Source organism: Variovorax sp. J22P240 (genome assembly GCF_030316855.1).
Taxonomy (GTDB): domain Bacteria; phylum Pseudomonadota; class Gammaproteobacteria; order Burkholderiales; family Burkholderiaceae_C; genus Variovorax.
The window spans coordinates 147,946-164,633 of record NZ_JASZYR010000002.1; the positions used below are offsets into that span (position 1 = coordinate 147,946).

Consider the following 16,688-nt stretch of genomic DNA (forward strand, 5'->3'; position numbering starts at 1 on the left):
CTTCAGATCGCAAGAGCCGGGACTACTACCTTGGGCAGCAGGCGCGCAGTGAAGTAGCGGTCTTGGTAGTAGCGGATCTTTTCGCACATCACCGGATGAGGAATGCCTTCGTACAGAAAGACCTCCTTTTCCGGCCCCATCGCCTTGAGTTCCTGCGGCAGCATCAGCGCACGTCGCTCCTCGGACTGGCCACGTGACACATCGCCGCGGCTGCGAGTGAGATTTTCCTTGCGCACTGTCGTGTACCCAAGCATCTCTGAATAGTCGTTGGCGTCCTGCTGCTCGCGGGGCGCGTACACGATCTGCAAGGCATGGTTGGTGATGAGGGTGCGGGCGACTTCCTTGCCGTAGGTGGCATCGAGCTGCGCCACGCTCTGGATGATGGGCAGTAGCCGGATGTTGTAGCCGGCCATGTATGACACCGCCTTGGCAATGATGTCCACCTTGCCGATGGAGGTGAACTCGTCCATCAGCAGCAAACATTGATGCTTCAGGCTGGGGTTGTTCTGCGGCAACTCCCGGGTGTTGACATTGATCAGCTGGCTGAAGAAGAGATTCACGATCAATCGGCCTTCAGCCAGCTTGTTGGGCTGGATGCCGATGTAGATCGTCATCTTCTTGCGCCGGACATCGGTCAGGAGGAAGTCGTCCGCACTGGTCGCTGCGTCCAGGACCGGGTTGATCCAGGCGTTGAGAGGCTCCTTGAAGGAGCCGAGGATCGACGCAAAGGTTTCGTTTGCCTGCGACAGCAGGTTCGCGAAGGCGGATCGCGCATGTCCGCTCAGGAATGCCTTGCCGGCGAGGCCTTGGTAGAACTCGCGCAGATCGCTTCCGTCGCCTGACGACAAACGGTAGACATTGCCGAGCGTTCGCGCGTCCCGAATTTCCTCGGTCAGCGCGTTCGCCTCGTCGTGCTCCCATTTCTCGAACAGATACAGCGTGAAGGCCATGAAGGCATTTCGGGCCTGGCTGACCCAGAACTTCTGATCATCGGAACCTTCCGGGTAGAGCATCGCCGCGATGCTCATCACGTCGGAGACACGGAAGGCGGGGTCATTCGACACGTAGCTCAGCGGGTTCCAACGGTGCGATCGCCGGTCTTCCGCGAAAGGGTTGAACAGGAATACCTGCTGCCCTTGGCTGGCGCGCCAACCGCTTGTGAGTTCATAGTTCTCCTGCTTGATGTCCAGGACGACCATCGATTCCTGGTACTCCAGCAGATTGGGGATGACCACACCCACGCCTTTGCCGGAGCGCGTCGGCGCGGCCAGGATCGCGAACTGCTGGCCGCTCAATCGGACGAGGTCGCCTTTGAACTTGCCGACGAGGATGCCGTCGCTCGATGGCTTGAACATGCCGGCCTTGCTCAGGTCGCCTGCGTTTGCGAGGCGGGCATCGCCGTGGATCGAGGGTGCCTTCGTTCTAGCGAGCAAGAACAGCAAAGCGAACCCTAGTGCGATTGGCAGCCCAAATCCGACGTAGCCAGCCCATTGGATGCGGCTGGCGTACGGCTGCACCTGTGGAAGGTCCAATGCCCGAAGGTAGCCCAGGTAGGTGTCCCATTGGAGGGAATCCGCGCCGAGCCGGAGCAGTAGAAGAATGCTGAATCCAGCAAGATAGTTGCCTGCAACAAGAGCAATCAAGGTCAGACCGATTGCCCCATACCATTTGGCCTTGTTCACGAAATCGTCGCCTGAGGAGTGCCGTGCTCGGCCTCAGTGGCCTTGCGCCAGTGAGGGCTGAGCTTGCTGGCGCGGCGTCTGATGCGTCGGTTGTGAAGCATGCTGCTCCAGGCGTTGGGATGTCGCTTGTTGCATGGCTCGATCCCAGGCTTGTGTGCTTTGAGCGACGGGCGTGTTGAGCGACTCGACCGTCGGGACGCTGGTTATCTGCTTGAACGGCGAGTTCAATGCACCTTGCACCGCGAATACCTTGGAGGCGTCGGTGCCCAGCGACACGTGGTCGATGCGGCTCATGCCGTCGCTGCGCGCTGCGACCACCAACGCTGCGGCCAGGTTGTCGCTGCGTTGATCAGGCGTTCGGCCGGCCTTGGCATCCATTTCATGAACGCCACGTTGCGCCTGCTTGAACAGCGCGTGGTCTGCGTGGGAGGCGTCGTTGAGGCAGGCCGTGGTCCGGGCTGTCGTCTGCGGCGGGTTCGCCTCGTGAATACCGCTCAAGGTGTGACGCGCGGCGATGCCATTCACGGGCAGTCCGCTATCGCGTTGGAAGGCTTCGACGGCGTGACGCGTGTTGGCGCCGAAGTGGCCGTCTGCCTGAAGCGTTCTTCCATGTGCATCGGTGTAGCCCAATGCCTTGAGTTGGGCTTGCAATTCGACCACGGCATGACCGTGGGCGCCTTGGCGAAATGCGACTTCAGCTTGATGAGGTGCAGCCTTTGACTGAGGATGCTTCTCGGCCAGTTCCGTGAGCCTCGTTTCGCCTTGAGCGAGATGCGCAAAAACTTCGGGAGTCAGTCTTTGCTCCCACTGGGCGAAGCGGGCCTTGCGGTCCTTTAAGCCGTTCTCGCCGTTGTTGATGACGTGAGTCGCCTTGATGACGTTCTCCGGAGCGACGCGATGCACATTCTTGTTCCAGTACCAAGCCGCGATCTTCGCGGCATTGCCTGGATCGGCGGCCAGATCTGGATCCTTGACAAGATCGAGTCCCAACGCATCGCCCGCTTCGCGGTAGCCGTTCTTCCCCGTCAACTGGATGTAGCCGCGACCGCGGTACTTGAAGCCGTCACCGGTATCGCTGTTTCCCATCCTGCCGCCGTACATCAGATCGGCCAGCCTTTCCGGGTTGCCGCGCAGCGCTTCGAGTCGAGCGGCCTCCAGAGCCTTCGAGCCTTCCCTCAAGGCCGATTCCACGGGGATCTGGGAAATGCCCTTCGTGTAGCGAAAGCCCTCTTCCAGGCGTTTAAGGTCCGAAGATTCGTGGGTCACCTGCGCCATGAAATTGGCCAGTTCCTTTGGGGATTTGACCCCCGCTGACATGGCGGCCATCAATACTTGGGTTTCGCGATCTCTAGTCATGTTCTGCTCCCATTTCTAGTCTTCTGATAAAAAGATGGCTCTCTGCTTCAAAGCAGGGGCGCGATCAGGGCAATCTCGCCGACGGCAAGGTCGACGGATCGAAGTCTTCGAACTTCACCTTCCCCAGTTGCTTCGCGGTCAGGGTGAACTTTCTCGTGGCGCCTGTCGCCGTGTCTCGGACTCCTCGCCGGACCACTTCGAGAATCCAGGCTTCTTGCTCGGTCGCGAACTTGAAGGTGAACTCGTTCCCCCAGCGCTCGCGAGAGCCACCTTCGGTCACCAAGGTGAACCCCTCTTTGTCAATGCGCGCGTAGCCAAAGGGATCGCCCGCCAGGCCCCCGCACCGCTCGCAAGGAATGATCCGATCGTTCTGCGCCACCCTTTGAAGGTGCCCGTCGGCATCGCGAATCAGCAGCAGAACGGTTCGTGATGGGCCTTTGCCCGCTGCCTGGCCTTCGCTGGCCGGATCGACAACGACAAGTGCGTCTGATCGGCCGTCGCCGTTCAAGTCGCCGAACTGGGAACTGAGGACCCTGGCGCCGTTGACTTCGAGGGCGCGCAGTTCGCTCGGGCCGGAAGCTTGGGGCGTTGCCGGAGCGGGTGCTGAGGCGGAGGGAGTTGTTGCGGACGCCGACGCCGGCGTCGATGACGTGCCTTCCGATGTATTGCAGCCGGCCAGTGCCAAGCACAGCACGAGCGCGCAAGGAGAAGTGAAGGGAGTATTCATTGTGAAGGCTAAAGTGAAAAAGCTGCCTCACATCGTCGCGGCCGGTCCGGCGTTTCGATGTGCCTGTGGCGGTTCTGGATGCCGGACCTGTTTCTGCGGCCATTGCTCCGATGGGTTTCGCTGCATGGATGCATCGAGGGCTTGGTCGCTCTGAGCGATCGGCGTATTGAGTGCCTTCACCGTCGGCACGCTGGTGATCTGTTTGAGCGGCGAGTCCAATGCACCTTGCACAGCGAACACCTTGGAGGCATCGGTACTCAGAGCCACATGATCGATGCGGCTCAGGCCATCCCTGCGCGCGGCCACCACAAGGGCGGCTGCGAGGCTGTGGCTGCGCTCGTCGGACGGGCGGCCATTCTGGGCATCGATGGTGTGGACGCCGGCCTGCGCCTGCTTGAAAAGCGCGTGATCGGGATGGGTCGGTTGATCCATGCTCGGTGAGGTGGTTGACGCGGCGGTCTTGCTCCCGAACAAGGTGCCGGTGAGCGAGTTGTAGCCACGCGAAGCGCCGTCGCTGGCGACTTTCACTCCGCATGCTGCTGCGTGACCTACTTGCGTGACACCATCCACCACGGCAGCCGCACCCATCACAGTTCCGGCGTCTATCGCCTGCCATCTGATCTTGACGCCGGGATCCAGCGGATTGAGCTGATGCAGCGGCGACGGAGCGCGATGGGCCACTGTCGCCAGATCGATGCCGCTCTGCGCCACGTCCTGCCGATAGTGTTCGATGGCTCCCCGATAGGCACGCGCCCGTGCCTCGTTTACTGGCGTGATGATGGAGGCTCCGGTGATCTCGTTGTGAGGGAGGAAGTTGCCCATCTTGTGCGCTGAGAGATCGGCGGTGAGTAGTGGGTTTGTTGGTAGGTGCAGCGACGCCGCCTCGAGATAGCGCCCACGCCTAAGGCTCTCGATATCTTGCGGCGTTGCATACGTATGAACCTCTCCGAAATGGGAGCTGCCCGCTCCGACCACATCTGTGGCGCACACGTGATTGACGATGTTCGGATAATGGCCATGCACATTGACGCCGTACTCCTTGAGGTTCTTCAGCCTGGCGGGGCCGTAAGCGTTGAAGGTCTCCGCTGGCACGCCATAGCGTGCGGCGGTGATCTCCGCGAGGGTGCCGCCTAGCGAGTGGCCAGTAATGGTGATTCCGACAGGTCGCCCCAGTTTCGCTTCGCTTCCCTTAGCCTTTTCAACGGCGCGCTGAGTGAACGCCATTGCGTCGCCGAGTTGGTTGTTGCGGCCATTGAGTGCCATGCCGGCGTCGGTGATGCCATCTTTCATCGACTCGGTGCCGCGATGGGCGATGATGACTTCGCCCGTATCGACGCGCTGGTAGACCGTGCCTTGGTAGCCGGAAGATCGATCGGCAACGTCGAGAATCCTGTAGTCGACGCCATAGATTGTGACGGGGTCCTTGTCGACATCGCTCGAACGATCCTTGTAGGCGTCGCTTGCCAAAACCGCATGCTCATAAGTGCCGGTGGTCATTCGAGGTGCTCCTTGGCCGTCAGCGTGGCGGAGAAGAATCTCTGAGGATTCTTGTGCGCGTACTCAGAAGCCGGCGTTCCAACCGGTATTCCAGTCTCACGGCGATCGGCAGGCAAAGTGTCAAAGTAGGTTGTCCTGGAGAGATATTCCGTAGACGGTTTTTGCGCCACGATGTCTCTCAATGAGATGCTTGTTCCGAATGCCGTTTCCTTGGCCTTCAAGTCCATGCCGGCATGAGCCAGCGCCCAATGACATACGCCTTTTCCGAAGTAATCCTCGTCTTGCAGCAGGTCGAGATACACCGTGCCGGTATAGGTGTTGTCAGCCACTTGTGTGACAACGAAAGGGATGTATTGGTTTGGTGGTGGGAGATACACGCCTGCGACCGGGTTCTCTGGTGCGCATCGCTCATTTGTGATCGCGTATTGCACGTGTCCAGTGACTGACTCGAACTGCCCTGGGGCGTCGTGAATCGTCAGCGTGATCTGGTAGCGCATCTTCGGATGCGGATTCTGCTTGATGTCAAGTGTTTTCACGGTCGATCCACAGGCGGTAGTGGTGATGGCGAGAAAGATGGCGAGGAGGACAACGAGGCGTGTCATGGTTGCGCGGCTATCGAATCCTTGGTGTATAGCTGCATGCGCTTTTCAGCGAAACCGTACTGCCGGACTGCAGGTGGTGAAATAGACGTGGCAGTTGGTGGTGTCCGCACTACAGACGCGAAGGCTTTTTTGAGCGGCATCCTCTTGGGTGATGCCCCAATCAGCGACGAATGCGGTATCACCCACGACCAAGGCACCACAACCGTTGACGTAAGAAACTTGGAGCTTGCAATCGGTGCCGCCTTTGGCTCGGCAGTCGGCGATGACTGACTGCTCGGCCGCCTGTCGACTTGGAAAGTCCTTGGCTTCCCCCACGGCGCCGCGCGACGCATCCGTCGCAATTGCCCCCCATCGATCTGCCCACTGCGGTGGCGTAGGTTGAGGTGCCGCTCGCTTCTGGTTGTAGCCAGGAATGAAACCGCATGAACTCATACTTGTGCTGCTGTAAGGCATCCACCCTGGTGGGCATCCTCCCTCTGAATGCGCGGCGACACTAGTACCGAGCAGGCCCAGCAACAGACTCAACATTGCCAAGTGCTTCATACACGCGTCTCCGGTCCTTCATAGCGTTTGATCATGTCTGGTGATGCCGTGTTGGCTGTGCCGAGTGGACGTGGGTTAGTGAGGGCTCCCGGATTTCCTTGACTGCCTCCGCTTGATTGCCCTGGACTGGACTTCGGTTGCGCGTTCCCGCCGGTGAAACCACCGTGCATCAGTTCCCCCTGCGACCCCATGCGAGCTGGAGCGCTTGGATTGTTGTATGCCGACTGGAACATGAAGTTGCCCATCGTTCCATTGAAGAACACCGCAGCCATAGGAGGCGTAGAGATGATCAGCGCAGTCATCAGCAGTCGGACGCCTTCGCGTCGGCGGTGGCGGGATCGCCTGTAGGCACATACACGGCATCGATGGCGCCTATGGCCAACTGGGTGTAGGCCAGATTCTTGTCGATGATGCTGGCGGGCGAACTGTTCGAGCCGGTGACGAGACGGCTGATTTCGCGCGCCAGCCCGTTGGTGAAGAAGTCCTGCAGCTGGATGCCGCCCAGGGACATGGAGGAGGCCAGAGAAATGACCACCGCGATCCTTCCCATGTTCGACACCATGGCCATCATCGGCTCGCGCGACTGGCCGGTGATCATGCGGTAGCCCTGAATGGTGCAATGCATCGCCATCGGACTACATGGACATTGCCGGACCTGCATGGCGCTGCGCTTGCTGGCGATCTTGCTGCTGGACCTGCGATGGCACCTGATGGTCCTGCGCTTTGTGTTGCATAGCCTGCTGCAAAGTGGCACTGCTTTGCGCAATCGGCGTATTGAGTGACTTCACCGTCGGCACACTCGTGATCTGCTTGAGCGGCGAATTCAACGCACCCTGCACTGCGAACACCTTGGAGGCGTCGGTGCTCAGCGACACATGGTCGATGCGGTTCATCCCATCGCTGCGTGCGGCCACCACAAGGCAGGCGGCCAGTTGGTCGCTGCGCGGATCGGGTGCGCGGCCAACATCGGCATCCATCTTGTGTACGCCGACCTGGGCCTGCTTGAACAGCGCATGGGCGGGGTGGGCCGGTTGATTCAGAGGAGGCGACGGGGATGGAGTTGCTTGCTTGCTGCCGAACAGGGAGCCAGTGAGCGAGCTATAGGTGCGTGAAGCGCCATCGCCGACGATTTTCGCGCCTTGAACTGCCGCACGCCCCGCTTGCACCACCCCGTCGGCCACCGCATGCCCGCCCATGGTCACCCCCGCATCCAATGCTTGCGCCTTGAGCTTGACACCGGTGTCGAGCGGATTGAATTGGTGCAATGGCGAAGGCGCGCGATGGGCGATCGCCGCCAGGTCAATGCGTCCCTGAACCACATCCCGACGGTAGTGCGCAATCGCGCCGTGATATGCGCGTGCTCTTGCCTCGTTCACCGGTGAGAGGACCGACTCGCCAATAACATCGTTGTTCGGCAGGAAGTTGCCCATCTTGTGCGCCGACAGATCGGCGGTCAGCAGCGGATTGGTGGGCAGGTACAAAGACCCCGATTCGAGATAGCGCCCGCGCCTCAGATTCTCGATATCTTGCGGCGCGGCATACGTGTGAACCTCGCCGAGATGAGCACTGCCCGCGCCGACCACATCAGTGGCGCGCACGTGATTGACAATGTTCGGATACTGGCCATGCATATTGACGCCGTAGTCCTTGAGATTCTTCAGGTTGGTGGGGCCATAGGCATTGAACGTCTCGGCGGGCAGGTCGTACTTGGCCGCGGTGATCTCGGCCAAGGTGCCGCCCAGGGAATGACCGGTGATGCTGATGGCGATGGAGTGGGGATAGTTGGACTCGGTTTTCCTTGCCAGCTCCACGGCGTGTTTGGTAAATGCCAGCGCGTCATCGAGTTGGTTACTGCGGCCTCTGAGCGCCATGCCGATGTCGGTGATGCCGTCGTTGATCGACTCGGTGCCGCGATGGGCGATGATGAATTCGCCGGTGTCAACGCGTTGGTAGGCTGTGCCTTGGTAGCCGGAGGGTCGATCAACGACAGCCAGAACCTTGTAGTTGACGCCATCGATGGGGACGGGGTCTTTGCCTAAGTTCTTAGAGCGATCCCCATAGGTGTCGTTTGCCAAGACCGCATGCTCATGAGTACCGATGGTCATTCGAGTTGCTCCTTGGCGATCAACGTCGCAGAGAAGAATCTATCTGGCTGTTTGGTGATCCAGGCCGATAGAGGAACACCGCCGAAAGACATGCCCTTGGCGGTGGTGTCGACATAGTGTTCTCTGGAGAAATACGTTGTCTCTGACCGACCCGTAGCAATACTGGCCGAGGAAATTCCCGGGGTGAACCCTACTTCTTTGGCTTTTAGCGATGCTCCTGCCGTGCCAAATTTCCAATGACACACTCCGAGTCCAAAATAATCCTCGTCCTGCAACAGGTCGAGATACACCGTGCCGGTGTAGACGCCGTCAGCTATTGGGGTGAAGACAAGTGGAATGCTCGCGGTTGGTCGCTGGCCCCACGTGCCACTGATCGGGTTTTCCGGCGAGCATTCCTTATTCGTCACTTCGTAATAGACATACCCCTCCACCGACTCGAACGGCCCTGGCGCATCCTGAATGGTCAGAGTGATTTCATAGCGCATCTTCGGATGCGGATTCTGCTTGATGTCGGGTGTTTTCATGGATGAATGGCATGCCAACGTGGAGAGCGCTAGGAGTGTGAACAAGACGTCGGAAAGATGTGACCTCATATCGTTCTTTTGGTCTATTGAATTCGTACTGGCGGACTGCAGGCAGAGTAGTAGACGTGGCAGTTGGTGCGTTTGGCGTCGGTACAAAATTTCGTACCCAATGCTGTGGCCCGATCTAGGGTGGCCTCAGCAGTGACGTTGTATCCCCCGTCACCCACGACCAATACAACGCAGCCATTGCTGTACCAGGTTTCGAGCTTGCAATTCTTACCGTCCTGGGCCGAGCAATCGGCCATGGCCGATTGCTCGGCCGCTTGCCGATTGAACATATTGGCGGAGGCGCCCACAACTCCTCTTGGTATGTCGGCGACAACAGCTCCCCACCGATCCGCCCACCGTGGCGGCGTAGGTTGCGGTGCCGCCTGCTGTTGCGGGTTGTTGTAGCCAGGAATAAGACCGCATGAGCTGATATTGGTGCTGCTGTATGGCATCCATCCCGGTGGGCATCCGCCCTCCGCATGCGCGGTAATTCTCAAGCTCGACAGGCCCAGGAGTAGAGCTAACAAAAACCGGGGCTTCATGCGCGCACGCCCGGCCCGCCCTGATAAGGCTTGACTGTGTCCGACGGTGCCGTGACGCCGTTGCTGCGATGAGATGCAGAGTTGAGCCGACTGGTATCGACGCCTTTGTCTCCCGCATTCAATTGTTGCGTGTTGGTTGGCGGCGCATTCCCCCCATATCCCCCACCCTGCATCAATTGCCCCTGCGAGCCCATGCGGGCACCCCCTCCACCACTGAAGGCCGACTGGAACATGAAGTTGCCCATCGTCCCGTTGAAGAACATCGCAGCCATAGGAGGCGTAGAGATGATCAGTGCGGTCATCAGCAGTCCGACGCCGCCTTGCTGCATGGCCTGGCTGGAGAAGCCCTCGGCGCCCTGACCCGTGATGCGGGAGATGACTTCGGTGCCCCAGAGTGCGCCGGCGACGCGCAGCGTCATCTCCAGCACCAGGGAGACCACGAAGTTGAGCACCGCCAGCGAGAACAGCGTGCCCAGGCCGTGCATCAGCCAGCGGCGGAACAACTCCTTGGTCTGATCGAAGATCAGGCACAGGATGAATAGCGGCCCGAAGCCGATGAACAGCGCCATGGCCAGTTGATAGAGCAGCAGCATGGCGCCCGCGGCCATGGCCGGGCCTGCCGTGCCCAGCGTGGCGATCAGCATCGTGCGTGCCTTCTCGTCTGCGGTGGCGAGATCGCCTATAGGCACATACACGGCATCGATGGCGCCCATGGCCAACTGGGTGTAGGCCAGATTCTTGTCGATGATGCTGGCGGGCGAACTGTCCGAGCCGGTGACGAGACGGCTGATCTCGCGCGCCAGCCCGCTGGTGAAGAAGTCCTGCAGCTGGATGCTGCCCAGGGACATGGTGGAGGCCACGGAGACGACCACCGCGATTTTGCCCATGCTCGACACTATGGCCATCATCGGCTCGCGCGACTGGCCGGTGATCATGCGGTAGCCCTGGATCAGCACCCAGAGCGTGACAAGGATCATTGCCATTGCGCTGACCCACACCATGGTACGAGCCATGACATCGCTGCCGAATTGCGCAATCCGTTCACTAAGCCATTTGTAGATCAGTGCGAAATAGACGAAATCGCCAATACTGGTGGTCATCGTGGCTGCGCCTAGTTGAATGCGGCTGCAAAAGCGCCTGCTTGAACGATCTCGCCCAGGACGGTTTTGGGGCTGCCTTTCAAGCGGACCTTGGCCACGGTGGTTTGCTGCGCTTGAAGTGCGTGGATCGCGGCATCTTTGGCTGCCATGAGTGCTTGCCAGTCACTCATTTCCTTCGCGAGTTTGTTGGCATTGCGCACGGCTTCATTGGTGTTGGCCTGGAGATCTCCGACGGAACTGATTCCCTGGACAAGATCGCGGTGTTGATCGATTTTCTGAAGCAGGGAACTGTATTGGCTCATGCGTTCGAGCATCTTGGCGGTCTCGTTGTATTTGTCGATCTGCAGGAGTGTGATCTGCTGGCAAATCGTTCGTTGCCTGACTGCGAGATTGCCATTCAGGTCCAGCGAAGAGAGCCCTACGATGCTCAAGGCGGTATCCGTGACGCTGTTGCCAGCCCCAGGGCAAGCCTGAGCGACCATGCCCGAGATGTCGGTGATGGGGGTTAGGGTGTTCGTGGGCTGGACCGAGAAGTCGAGTCTCGCGACCTTGGCGATCATCTGCTGATAGTGCGCGACTTGCTTCTGGTACTGCTGTACGGTTTCGGCCCAGCGCTGCGCCTGCTCTGCGTATTCCGAAGCCTGGGCGGAATATTGCGCGATTGCCTGGCCGAGGGCAGCGAAGTCGAAAGTTGCCAATTGCGCTCTGGCCGGACCGGTGAACAGAATGCTGGCCAGCACGAGGGCCGAGGTGGAGGCGGCTTTGCGTAGAGACACATGGTGTCGGGTCTTATTCATGAGCGTGATCCTTGGTCGTCGGTTCATGGAAACTCTCAGTGCGCAGTTACCGGACGTGTGTCGCGCGCCGGGTTTGCCGGCTTTTGTTTGCCGCTGCCTTTGCGGCGTTCGTAGAAAGTCTGCAGCCACTGTTCGGGCCGCAAGTCGTCCACGGCCACGCCTTCGGCAGTTGCACGTTCGCGCAGCACCTCATGCATGATTTCAGTGTTGTCCGTCGACGCAGAAATGACCGCCAACGCATCGTCCATCCCGCGCAGGTCGAGCTGGCACACCGATGACATGTGTCCCTGCTTGACAAGAAATCGGCGCGAGCGCTCATCAAGACTGACCACCACTTGGTATTCGGACTCGGTGAGCTTCAGTCCATCGATATAGTCTTCGCGACTCGCGTTGGGGTTGGGCAGCAGGATCATGGTCGCCGTCTGCTCGATCAGCGAAGCGGCGATGTCGCTGGCCAGCGCGTCTTCCGGGCTCTGCGTGGCGAAGATGCCGAGGCCGTTCTGCTTGCGAATGGTCTTCTGCTTGTTCTTCGCGAACTCCTTGAGCCCGCCCTGACCGTCGAGGATCTTCCAGAACTCGTCCATGACGTAGATCAGTCGTCGGCCGTCGATCAATGCCTCGAGACGATGCAGCAGGTAGTTGATAACCGGCACCCGCACTTCGGGGTTGTCGATGATCTCGGTGTAGTCGAATCCGATGATGTTGGCGCGCTCCAGGTCGATGGTGTCGACCGGGTTGTCGAACACCCAGCCCAGCGCGTTGCCTGCGGTCCATTTGCGCAGGCGGATGAAGACTCCGTCGTCGCCCATGTTGGGCAGGCTCTTCTGGAAGTTGGTCATGCTGCGCAGATGCACTGGCGTGTCGAGCATGCTTTCCACCGCGCGGAAGATCTCGTCCTCTTCTCGCGAGCTGTAGACGGCCTTGCCGGCCAGCACCTTGGTGAGATCGGAGAGGAACTGCACGCTGGCTTCCGTGCGCTCGCAATGGAAGGGGTTGAAGCCGGTGGGCATGCCGTTCTCCAGCGCGAGGTAGTTGCCACCTCACGCACGCACGAAGATCTCCGCGCCACGGTCCTTGTCGAAGAAGAAGATGGTCGGCGAAGGCTTGAGCTTCTGCACTTGGCTGAGCAGGAAGTTGATGAGTGCGGTCTTGCCGGTGCCTGACTTGCCGATCACCATGGTGTTGGCAATGGCCTTTTCGCCCAGCGAGTTCTCGCCGGGATGGGTAGCGTGGAAGTTGAAGTAGTACGGCTGGCCGTTGGTCGTCTGCAAGGTCGTGACGCAGTCATCCCATGGGTTGTTGTTCTTCTTGCCGGTGGCGAAGTTGTGCAGTGGCGACAGGCCCAGGAAGTTCAGCGAGCTGACGTTCGCGAGGCGAGTGCGGAACTTCCAGTTGCCGGGGAACTGCGCGTAGAACGCTGCCGTGACGGCCAGGTCTTCTTTCACCGAAACGAAGCCTGCGTTGGATAGCTCGGCCCGGGCGGTGGCGATGTGCTGGGTCAGCGTCGGCTGGTCCGGCGCGTAGACGGCCATGGTGAAGTGGTATTCGCCCAGCACGAAGTTGCCGGAGGAGAGCTGGTCCATGGCATGGTCCATCTCGATGATCTGGCTGACGGCCTTGTCACCGGAGGAAATCATCATGCCCTTGGTGCGCTCGAGCGCATTGAGCGCGTCGTGCCGGCCCATGGGGCTGAAGGAGTGCGTGATGACGTACTCGAAATCCAGGTACTTGAGCCCGTTGAGGATGCCCGGGTAGGTGCCGTCGGGATACTCCTTGATGTTGAGGATGGCGCCGAAGTGGTTGACGCTCGTAGGCGTGGTGAGGACGAAGTCGCCGGTCTTGGCTGAGAAGCGCTGCCGGCTGACGGCCAGGTAGCGATACACCGGCGCCTGCAGCACCGGCACCGGTTCGTCGATGTGATTCAGCAGGTAGCCGAAGAATTCGAGCGTCTCGGAGAAGACGATTCCGTTGGCAGCTTCGTACATGCCGAGGCGGGTGGGTGCGTAGTCCTTCAACACGGCTTCGACGTTGCCGGCCAGTTCGTGCACCTTGTTGATGGCCTGCTGCTGTTCCGCTTCGAGCCTGGAGAGGTCGCTCGATTTCTCGACGAAGCGCTTACCTCCGACCACCGGTCGATACATCATGGTGAGGTAGAGCTCGTTCTGCATGAGCTTCTGCGCCGACAGCGCGCTGAAGTAGGCATCCGACAGCGACTGGTTGAACGCCTGGTCGAACTGACTTGTGCCATTGATCGCACGACGGCGGCGCAGGTCGTGCGCCCAGAAGGCCACGTTGACGAAATCCGGCGCGCGCAGCGTCTGCAGCATCCGGTTGAATGTGTTGTGACGATGCTCGAGTTCCCACTCTTCGCGTCCCACGAACGGCAGCCCCTCCAGGCGCCAGGTCAGGAGGTAGTCGCCGCCGGTGGTCTTGACAACCGTGGGCGAGACATGGGTGGACAGACAGATGAACTCGCCGATGGCTGTATCGGGACTGAAGGGAGGTTTCGACATGCCCTGCGTCCGCTAGCTGTTGACCTTGGACTGGCCGCGGTAGCTGTTGGGCGTGAAGACCCACATGCCGTCGTGCTGCTGGATGTTCCGCGCGCGGAGGCGGAACTGCAGCCGCAGTCCCAGTAGCCGAAAGATCATTTCGTCGCGGCGCGCCATCTGGCGCATGACGAAGATCACCGGCGGGATCAACAGCAGGTAGAACAGGTTGAAGTACATCGCCAGCAACATGCATCCGCCCGCGCCCAGGAAGAAGGGCACGTAAGGCACGCCCAGGAACATGGGCGGGCGTGTGCAGCCGCGGAACATCGCGTTCTTATGCATGCTGGACCAGGAGTTGGGCAGCAGAGGCCAGGTGATCCATGGCGGGCGTCCAGATGCTGGAGGTGGAGGAAGCACAAGCATTGCCGCCAGCGCTACCGGAAAGAAACATCTTGGCGATCTGGCTCGCCGCGCCGATCAGGATGGCGCCGATCATGATGGGGGCGACGTCGGAAATGCGCTTGTGCGCGAAGGCGATCTGGTAGCCGGAAAAGATGACCGCGATGGTGACGACCACGATCGATGCGGCATTCAGGATGCTCAGGATGCTGCCGAGGAACCCGCAGGTGGTGCCGAGTGCGTCGCTGCTGCCGCCGACCTGGGCCATGGCCAGACCGGGCAGCAGGAGTGCTGCGGCCAATGTGGTCTGGAAGAGGGTACGCAGGCAGGCGCGTTCGAACGGGTGTGCAGGGGTGAAGGTGCGTTGTTGTGTTTGCATTTTTGGGTTTCCTCTCTGTTTGAATGAAAAGTCGGCGCGTACCGCTTTCGCAGCGCGCTTGTCAGGCGGCGAAGTTCACGGCGGGCGCATTGGTTCGCCTCGGTGCTCAGAAGACAAAGGCGCCATCGCCGGTTCCTTTGCGCAGGTTGGCCTGATCGGTAGTGCTTGTCGGGGCGGGTGGATCGCCCGGGCCACGCACTTGCGGTACGAAGACGCCCGGTCGGGCGCCGGAAGGCGCTTCGGCCACGAGGCCTGCAGGCGCAATGGCGGGCACTGCATTGACCGGTACGCTGCGCATGGCAATCCGGTCGGTAGACCCGGACGCCGGCTTGGCAGCGGCTGCCGGCGCGGCGGAGATGCCGGTGATCGCGCGGCCGCGGCTGATCGAGTCGTAGACCTTCTGCACATAGCCGTGCTGGAAGCCGGTCACGAAGTTGCCCGAGTAGTAGCAACTGAACGCCTTGCCCCAGTCTCCCTGGGCACTGGCGTAGCAGTCGGCCAGGATACGGGCGCCGGCCGCGAGGTTCGAGCAAGCATCGAAGGCCTTCTCGTGCGTATTGAGTCCGTATTTGCCGAGGTTGGCTCGGTTGACCTGGGCCATGCCGAGGGAAAAGTTGTACCCCTTGGCTTCGAGCATGCGCGCGGTCGCCAGGGCTTCGTCCAGCGTCTTCGGCTGGCGCTCCAACCGCCCGCCGACGACGCCAATCGCGTAGGGGTTGGCGCCGGACTCGACATGGACGACGTGGCGCATCACCGCCGCCGGAACTGCGAGGTCCTGGCATCCCATCAATTCGATTCCCGGTAGCACGACGCGATCTCCCTTTTTGTTTGTTCGTTCTGCCACTGGCTAGGCGATGTCCGGGGGGAATCGCCGGCCCGGGCTGAAGTCGATACCGGTGATGTAGCGACTGCCGGCATGCGCCCTGATGTGCACCACGATGTCGATCGTCATCATCAGCAGCCGTTTGATGGTGGCGAACTCCAGTCCCGCGCCTTCGGATGATGCCTTCACCATGAGCGCCAGCTGATCCCAGGTCTGCTCGGTGCTGCCGGCGTGGCAACTGGTGATGGAGCCGGGATGGCCAGAGGCGCAGTTGCGGATGAAGTAGAACGATTCGTCGCCCCGCAACTCCGCCAGGATGATGCGGTCCGGCTTCATGCGCAGGCAGGCTTCCATGCAGCTCTTGGCCGTGACGTTGCTGGTGCTCTGGCCGCCCTTCGAGTAAAGAAGGTGCGCTGCGTTGGGCTGGTCGATGAACAGCTCGCGCGCGTCTTCGATGGTGACCAGCCGCTCGTCGGCCGGGATGTGATGCACCAGCGACTTCATGAAGGTGGTCTTGCCACTGCCGGTGGCGCCGGAGACCACGATGTTCTTCTTGAGGAGCACGGCCTGGCGGAAGAAGTCGGCGTAACGGTGTGTCGCGCGCAGGTCCAGCAGCATGCGGTCATGCTCGCCGATGCCGGTCGAGTCTTCGAGGATCTGGTCGAAGAAGCCGTCCTCCTGGTACTGGGCCAGGGTTTTCGTCTGCTTCGATGGCAAGCGGATCGTGATCGACAGATGGCCTGTTTCGCAGGCCGGTGGAATGACGAATTGCGCGCGCTGGCCCGTGGGAAAGGTCAGCGACACCACCGGATTGGCATCGGTGATGCGCTGGCCGGTGTTGCTCTCGTTGACGACGGCGGTGCAGAACTGCAGGGCGCGCGCGAAGGTCAGGCCGGGTACTTCCACCTTTCGCCAACCATCACGGCCTTCCAGATAGAGCGCGCCGGGCCGGTTGATGCAGATCTCGGTGATCTCGGACGAGACCATGTAGCCCTGGATGCCCAGCACTTCGTACTGGTACGCCAGGAATTCGTTCGAGACGGAGGCGACGAGTTCGTCGGTCATGGCGTCG

The 16,688-nt window shown here is 60.5% G+C and carries 18 protein-coding genes; all 18 read right to left on the minus strand.

The features are described 5' to 3' along the window. Nucleotides 1–2: 2 nt before the first annotated feature. The 18 genes from QTI24_RS07575 to virB11 all read right to left on the minus strand — a co-directional run bounded on the left by QTI24_RS07575 (nucleotide 3) and on the right by virB11 (nucleotide 16,681). Nucleotides 3–1,682, minus strand: a complete 1,680-nt coding sequence (locus QTI24_RS07575; RefSeq protein WP_286599493.1) for a type IV secretory system conjugative DNA transfer family protein — start codon at nucleotides 1,680–1,682, stop codon at nucleotides 3–5. A gap of 33 nt (nucleotides 1,683–1,715) precedes the next feature. Next, entirely contained in the window at nucleotides 1,716–3,038 is a 1,323-nt protein-coding gene (locus QTI24_RS07580; RefSeq protein WP_286599495.1) for an XVIPCD domain-containing protein, read from the minus strand. A 64-nt stretch (nucleotides 3,039–3,102) separates the two neighbouring features. Continuing rightward, the gene (locus QTI24_RS07585; RefSeq protein WP_286599497.1) at nucleotides 3,103–3,723 is read right to left on the minus strand and encodes a hypothetical protein; all 621 of its coding nucleotides are present in this window, start codon (nucleotides 3,721–3,723) and stop codon (nucleotides 3,103–3,105) included. Nucleotides 3,724–3,792: 69 nt separating this feature from the next. Beyond that, on the minus strand, nucleotides 3,793–5,262 hold the full coding sequence (locus tag QTI24_RS07590; protein ID WP_286599499.1) for an XVIPCD domain-containing protein: 1,470 nt from the start codon (nucleotides 5,260–5,262) through the stop codon (nucleotides 3,793–3,795). After that, the gene (locus QTI24_RS07595) at nucleotides 5,259–5,864 is read right to left on the minus strand and encodes a hypothetical protein (RefSeq protein WP_286599501.1); all 606 of its coding nucleotides are present in this window, start codon (nucleotides 5,862–5,864) and stop codon (nucleotides 5,259–5,261) included. The genes QTI24_RS07590 and QTI24_RS07595 overlap by 4 nt, the downstream gene beginning before the upstream one ends. 45 nt (nucleotides 5,865–5,909) lie before the next feature. Then, on the minus strand, nucleotides 5,910–6,407 hold the full coding sequence (locus QTI24_RS07600; protein ID WP_286599502.1) for a DUF4189 domain-containing protein: 498 nt from the start codon (nucleotides 6,405–6,407) through the stop codon (nucleotides 5,910–5,912). Between the two features lie 301 nt (nucleotides 6,408–6,708). Continuing rightward, entirely contained in the window at nucleotides 6,709–7,068 is a 360-nt protein-coding gene (locus QTI24_RS07605) for a type IV secretion system protein (RefSeq protein ID WP_353506086.1), read from the minus strand. After that, a complete protein-coding gene (locus QTI24_RS07610; RefSeq protein ID WP_286599505.1) occupies nucleotides 7,043–8,512 on the minus strand; it encodes an XVIPCD domain-containing protein in 1,470 nt (489 codons plus the stop codon). The genes QTI24_RS07605 and QTI24_RS07610 overlap by 26 nt, the downstream gene beginning before the upstream one ends. Beyond that, nucleotides 8,509–9,036, minus strand: coding sequence for a hypothetical protein (locus QTI24_RS07615; RefSeq protein WP_286599507.1), 528 nt, complete (start codon nucleotides 9,034–9,036; stop codon nucleotides 8,509–8,511). The genes QTI24_RS07610 and QTI24_RS07615 overlap by 4 nt, the downstream gene beginning before the upstream one ends. 83 nt (nucleotides 9,037–9,119) lie before the next feature. Further along, entirely contained in the window at nucleotides 9,120–9,626 is a 507-nt protein-coding gene (locus QTI24_RS31475) for a DUF4189 domain-containing protein (protein ID WP_353506087.1), read from the minus strand. After that, the gene (locus tag QTI24_RS07620; protein ID WP_286599509.1) at nucleotides 9,623–10,726 is read right to left on the minus strand and encodes a TrbL/VirB6 family protein; all 1,104 of its coding nucleotides are present in this window, start codon (nucleotides 10,724–10,726) and stop codon (nucleotides 9,623–9,625) included. Before QTI24_RS07620 ends, QTI24_RS31475 begins: the two co-directional genes overlap by 4 nt. An 11-nt stretch (nucleotides 10,727–10,737) precedes the next feature. Further along, nucleotides 10,738–11,523 (minus strand): hypothetical protein, encoded by a 786-nt coding sequence (locus QTI24_RS07625; RefSeq protein WP_286599511.1) that lies wholly within the window; start codon nucleotides 11,521–11,523, stop codon nucleotides 10,738–10,740. 35 nt (nucleotides 11,524–11,558) lie between these two features. Next, nucleotides 11,559–12,533 carry a TraG/VirB4 family ATPase gene (locus QTI24_RS07630; protein WP_286599512.1) on the minus strand — a complete coding sequence of 325 codons (975 nt, stop codon included), beginning with the start codon at nucleotides 12,531–12,533 and terminating at the stop codon, nucleotides 11,559–11,561. 30 nt (nucleotides 12,534–12,563) lie between these two features. Further along, entirely contained in the window at nucleotides 12,564–14,036 is a 1,473-nt protein-coding gene (locus QTI24_RS07635) for a VirB4 family type IV secretion/conjugal transfer ATPase (protein WP_286599513.1), read from the minus strand. 12 nt (nucleotides 14,037–14,048) lie between these two features. Further along, nucleotides 14,049–14,342 (minus strand): VirB3 family type IV secretion system protein, encoded by a 294-nt coding sequence (locus QTI24_RS07640; protein ID WP_286599514.1) that lies wholly within the window; start codon nucleotides 14,340–14,342, stop codon nucleotides 14,049–14,051. A gap of 7 nt (nucleotides 14,343–14,349) precedes the next feature. Continuing rightward, entirely contained in the window at nucleotides 14,350–14,793 is a 444-nt protein-coding gene (locus tag QTI24_RS07645) for a TrbC/VirB2 family protein (RefSeq protein ID WP_286599515.1), read from the minus strand. Nucleotides 14,794–14,899: 106 nt separating this feature from the next. Then, entirely contained in the window at nucleotides 14,900–15,580 is a 681-nt protein-coding gene (locus QTI24_RS07650) for a lytic transglycosylase domain-containing protein (protein WP_286599516.1), read from the minus strand. Between the two features lie 60 nt (nucleotides 15,581–15,640). Next, on the minus strand, nucleotides 15,641–16,681 hold the full coding sequence (gene virB11 / locus QTI24_RS07655; protein WP_286599517.1) for a P-type DNA transfer ATPase VirB11: 1,041 nt from the start codon (nucleotides 16,679–16,681) through the stop codon (nucleotides 15,641–15,643). Between the last annotated feature and the right edge of the window lie 7 nt (nucleotides 16,682–16,688).

Coding starts and splice junctions, on each gene's coding strand:
- QTI24_RS07650 (WP_286599516.1), bottom strand. CDS start 15,580: ATGGGATGCCAGGACCTCGCAGTTCCGGCGGCGGTGATGCGCCACGTC.
- QTI24_RS07630 (WP_286599512.1), bottom strand. CDS start 12,533: ATGCCCACCGGCTTCAACCCCTTCCATTGCGAGCGCACGGAAGCCAGC.
- QTI24_RS07635 (WP_286599513.1), bottom strand. CDS start 14,036: ATGTCGAAACCTCCCTTCAGTCCCGATACAGCCATCGGCGAGTTCATC.
- QTI24_RS07640 (WP_286599514.1), bottom strand. CDS start 14,342: ATGTTCCGCGGCTGCACACGCCCGCCCATGTTCCTGGGCGTGCCTTAC.
- QTI24_RS07595 (WP_286599501.1), bottom strand. CDS start 5,864: ATGACACGCCTCGTTGTCCTCCTCGCCATCTTTCTCGCCATCACCACT.
- virB11 (WP_286599517.1), bottom strand. CDS start 16,681: ATGACCGACGAACTCGTCGCCTCCGTCTCGAACGAATTCCTGGCGTAC.
- QTI24_RS07620 (WP_286599509.1), bottom strand. CDS start 10,726: ATGACCACCAGTATTGGCGATTTCGTCTATTTCGCACTGATCTACAAA.
- QTI24_RS07645 (WP_286599515.1), bottom strand. CDS start 14,793: ATGCAAACACAACAACGCACCTTCACCCCTGCACACCCGTTCGAACGC.
- QTI24_RS07600 (WP_286599502.1), bottom strand. CDS start 6,407: ATGAAGCACTTGGCAATGTTGAGTCTGTTGCTGGGCCTGCTCGGTACT.
- QTI24_RS07610 (WP_286599505.1), bottom strand. CDS start 8,512: ATGACCATCGGTACTCATGAGCATGCGGTCTTGGCAAACGACACCTAT.
- QTI24_RS31475 (WP_353506087.1), bottom strand. CDS start 9,626: ATGAAGCCCCGGTTTTTGTTAGCTCTACTCCTGGGCCTGTCGAGCTTG.
- QTI24_RS07580 (WP_286599495.1), bottom strand. CDS start 3,038: ATGACTAGAGATCGCGAAACCCAAGTATTGATGGCCGCCATGTCAGCG.
- QTI24_RS07590 (WP_286599499.1), bottom strand. CDS start 5,262: ATGACCACCGGCACTTATGAGCATGCGGTTTTGGCAAGCGACGCCTAC.
- QTI24_RS07605 (WP_353506086.1), bottom strand. CDS start 7,068: ATGCAGGTCCGGCAATGTCCATGTAGTCCGATGGCGATGCATTGCACC.
- QTI24_RS07615 (WP_286599507.1), bottom strand. CDS start 9,036: ATGAAAACACCCGACATCAAGCAGAATCCGCATCCGAAGATGCGCTAT.
- QTI24_RS07625 (WP_286599511.1), bottom strand. CDS start 11,523: ATGAATAAGACCCGACACCATGTGTCTCTACGCAAAGCCGCCTCCACC.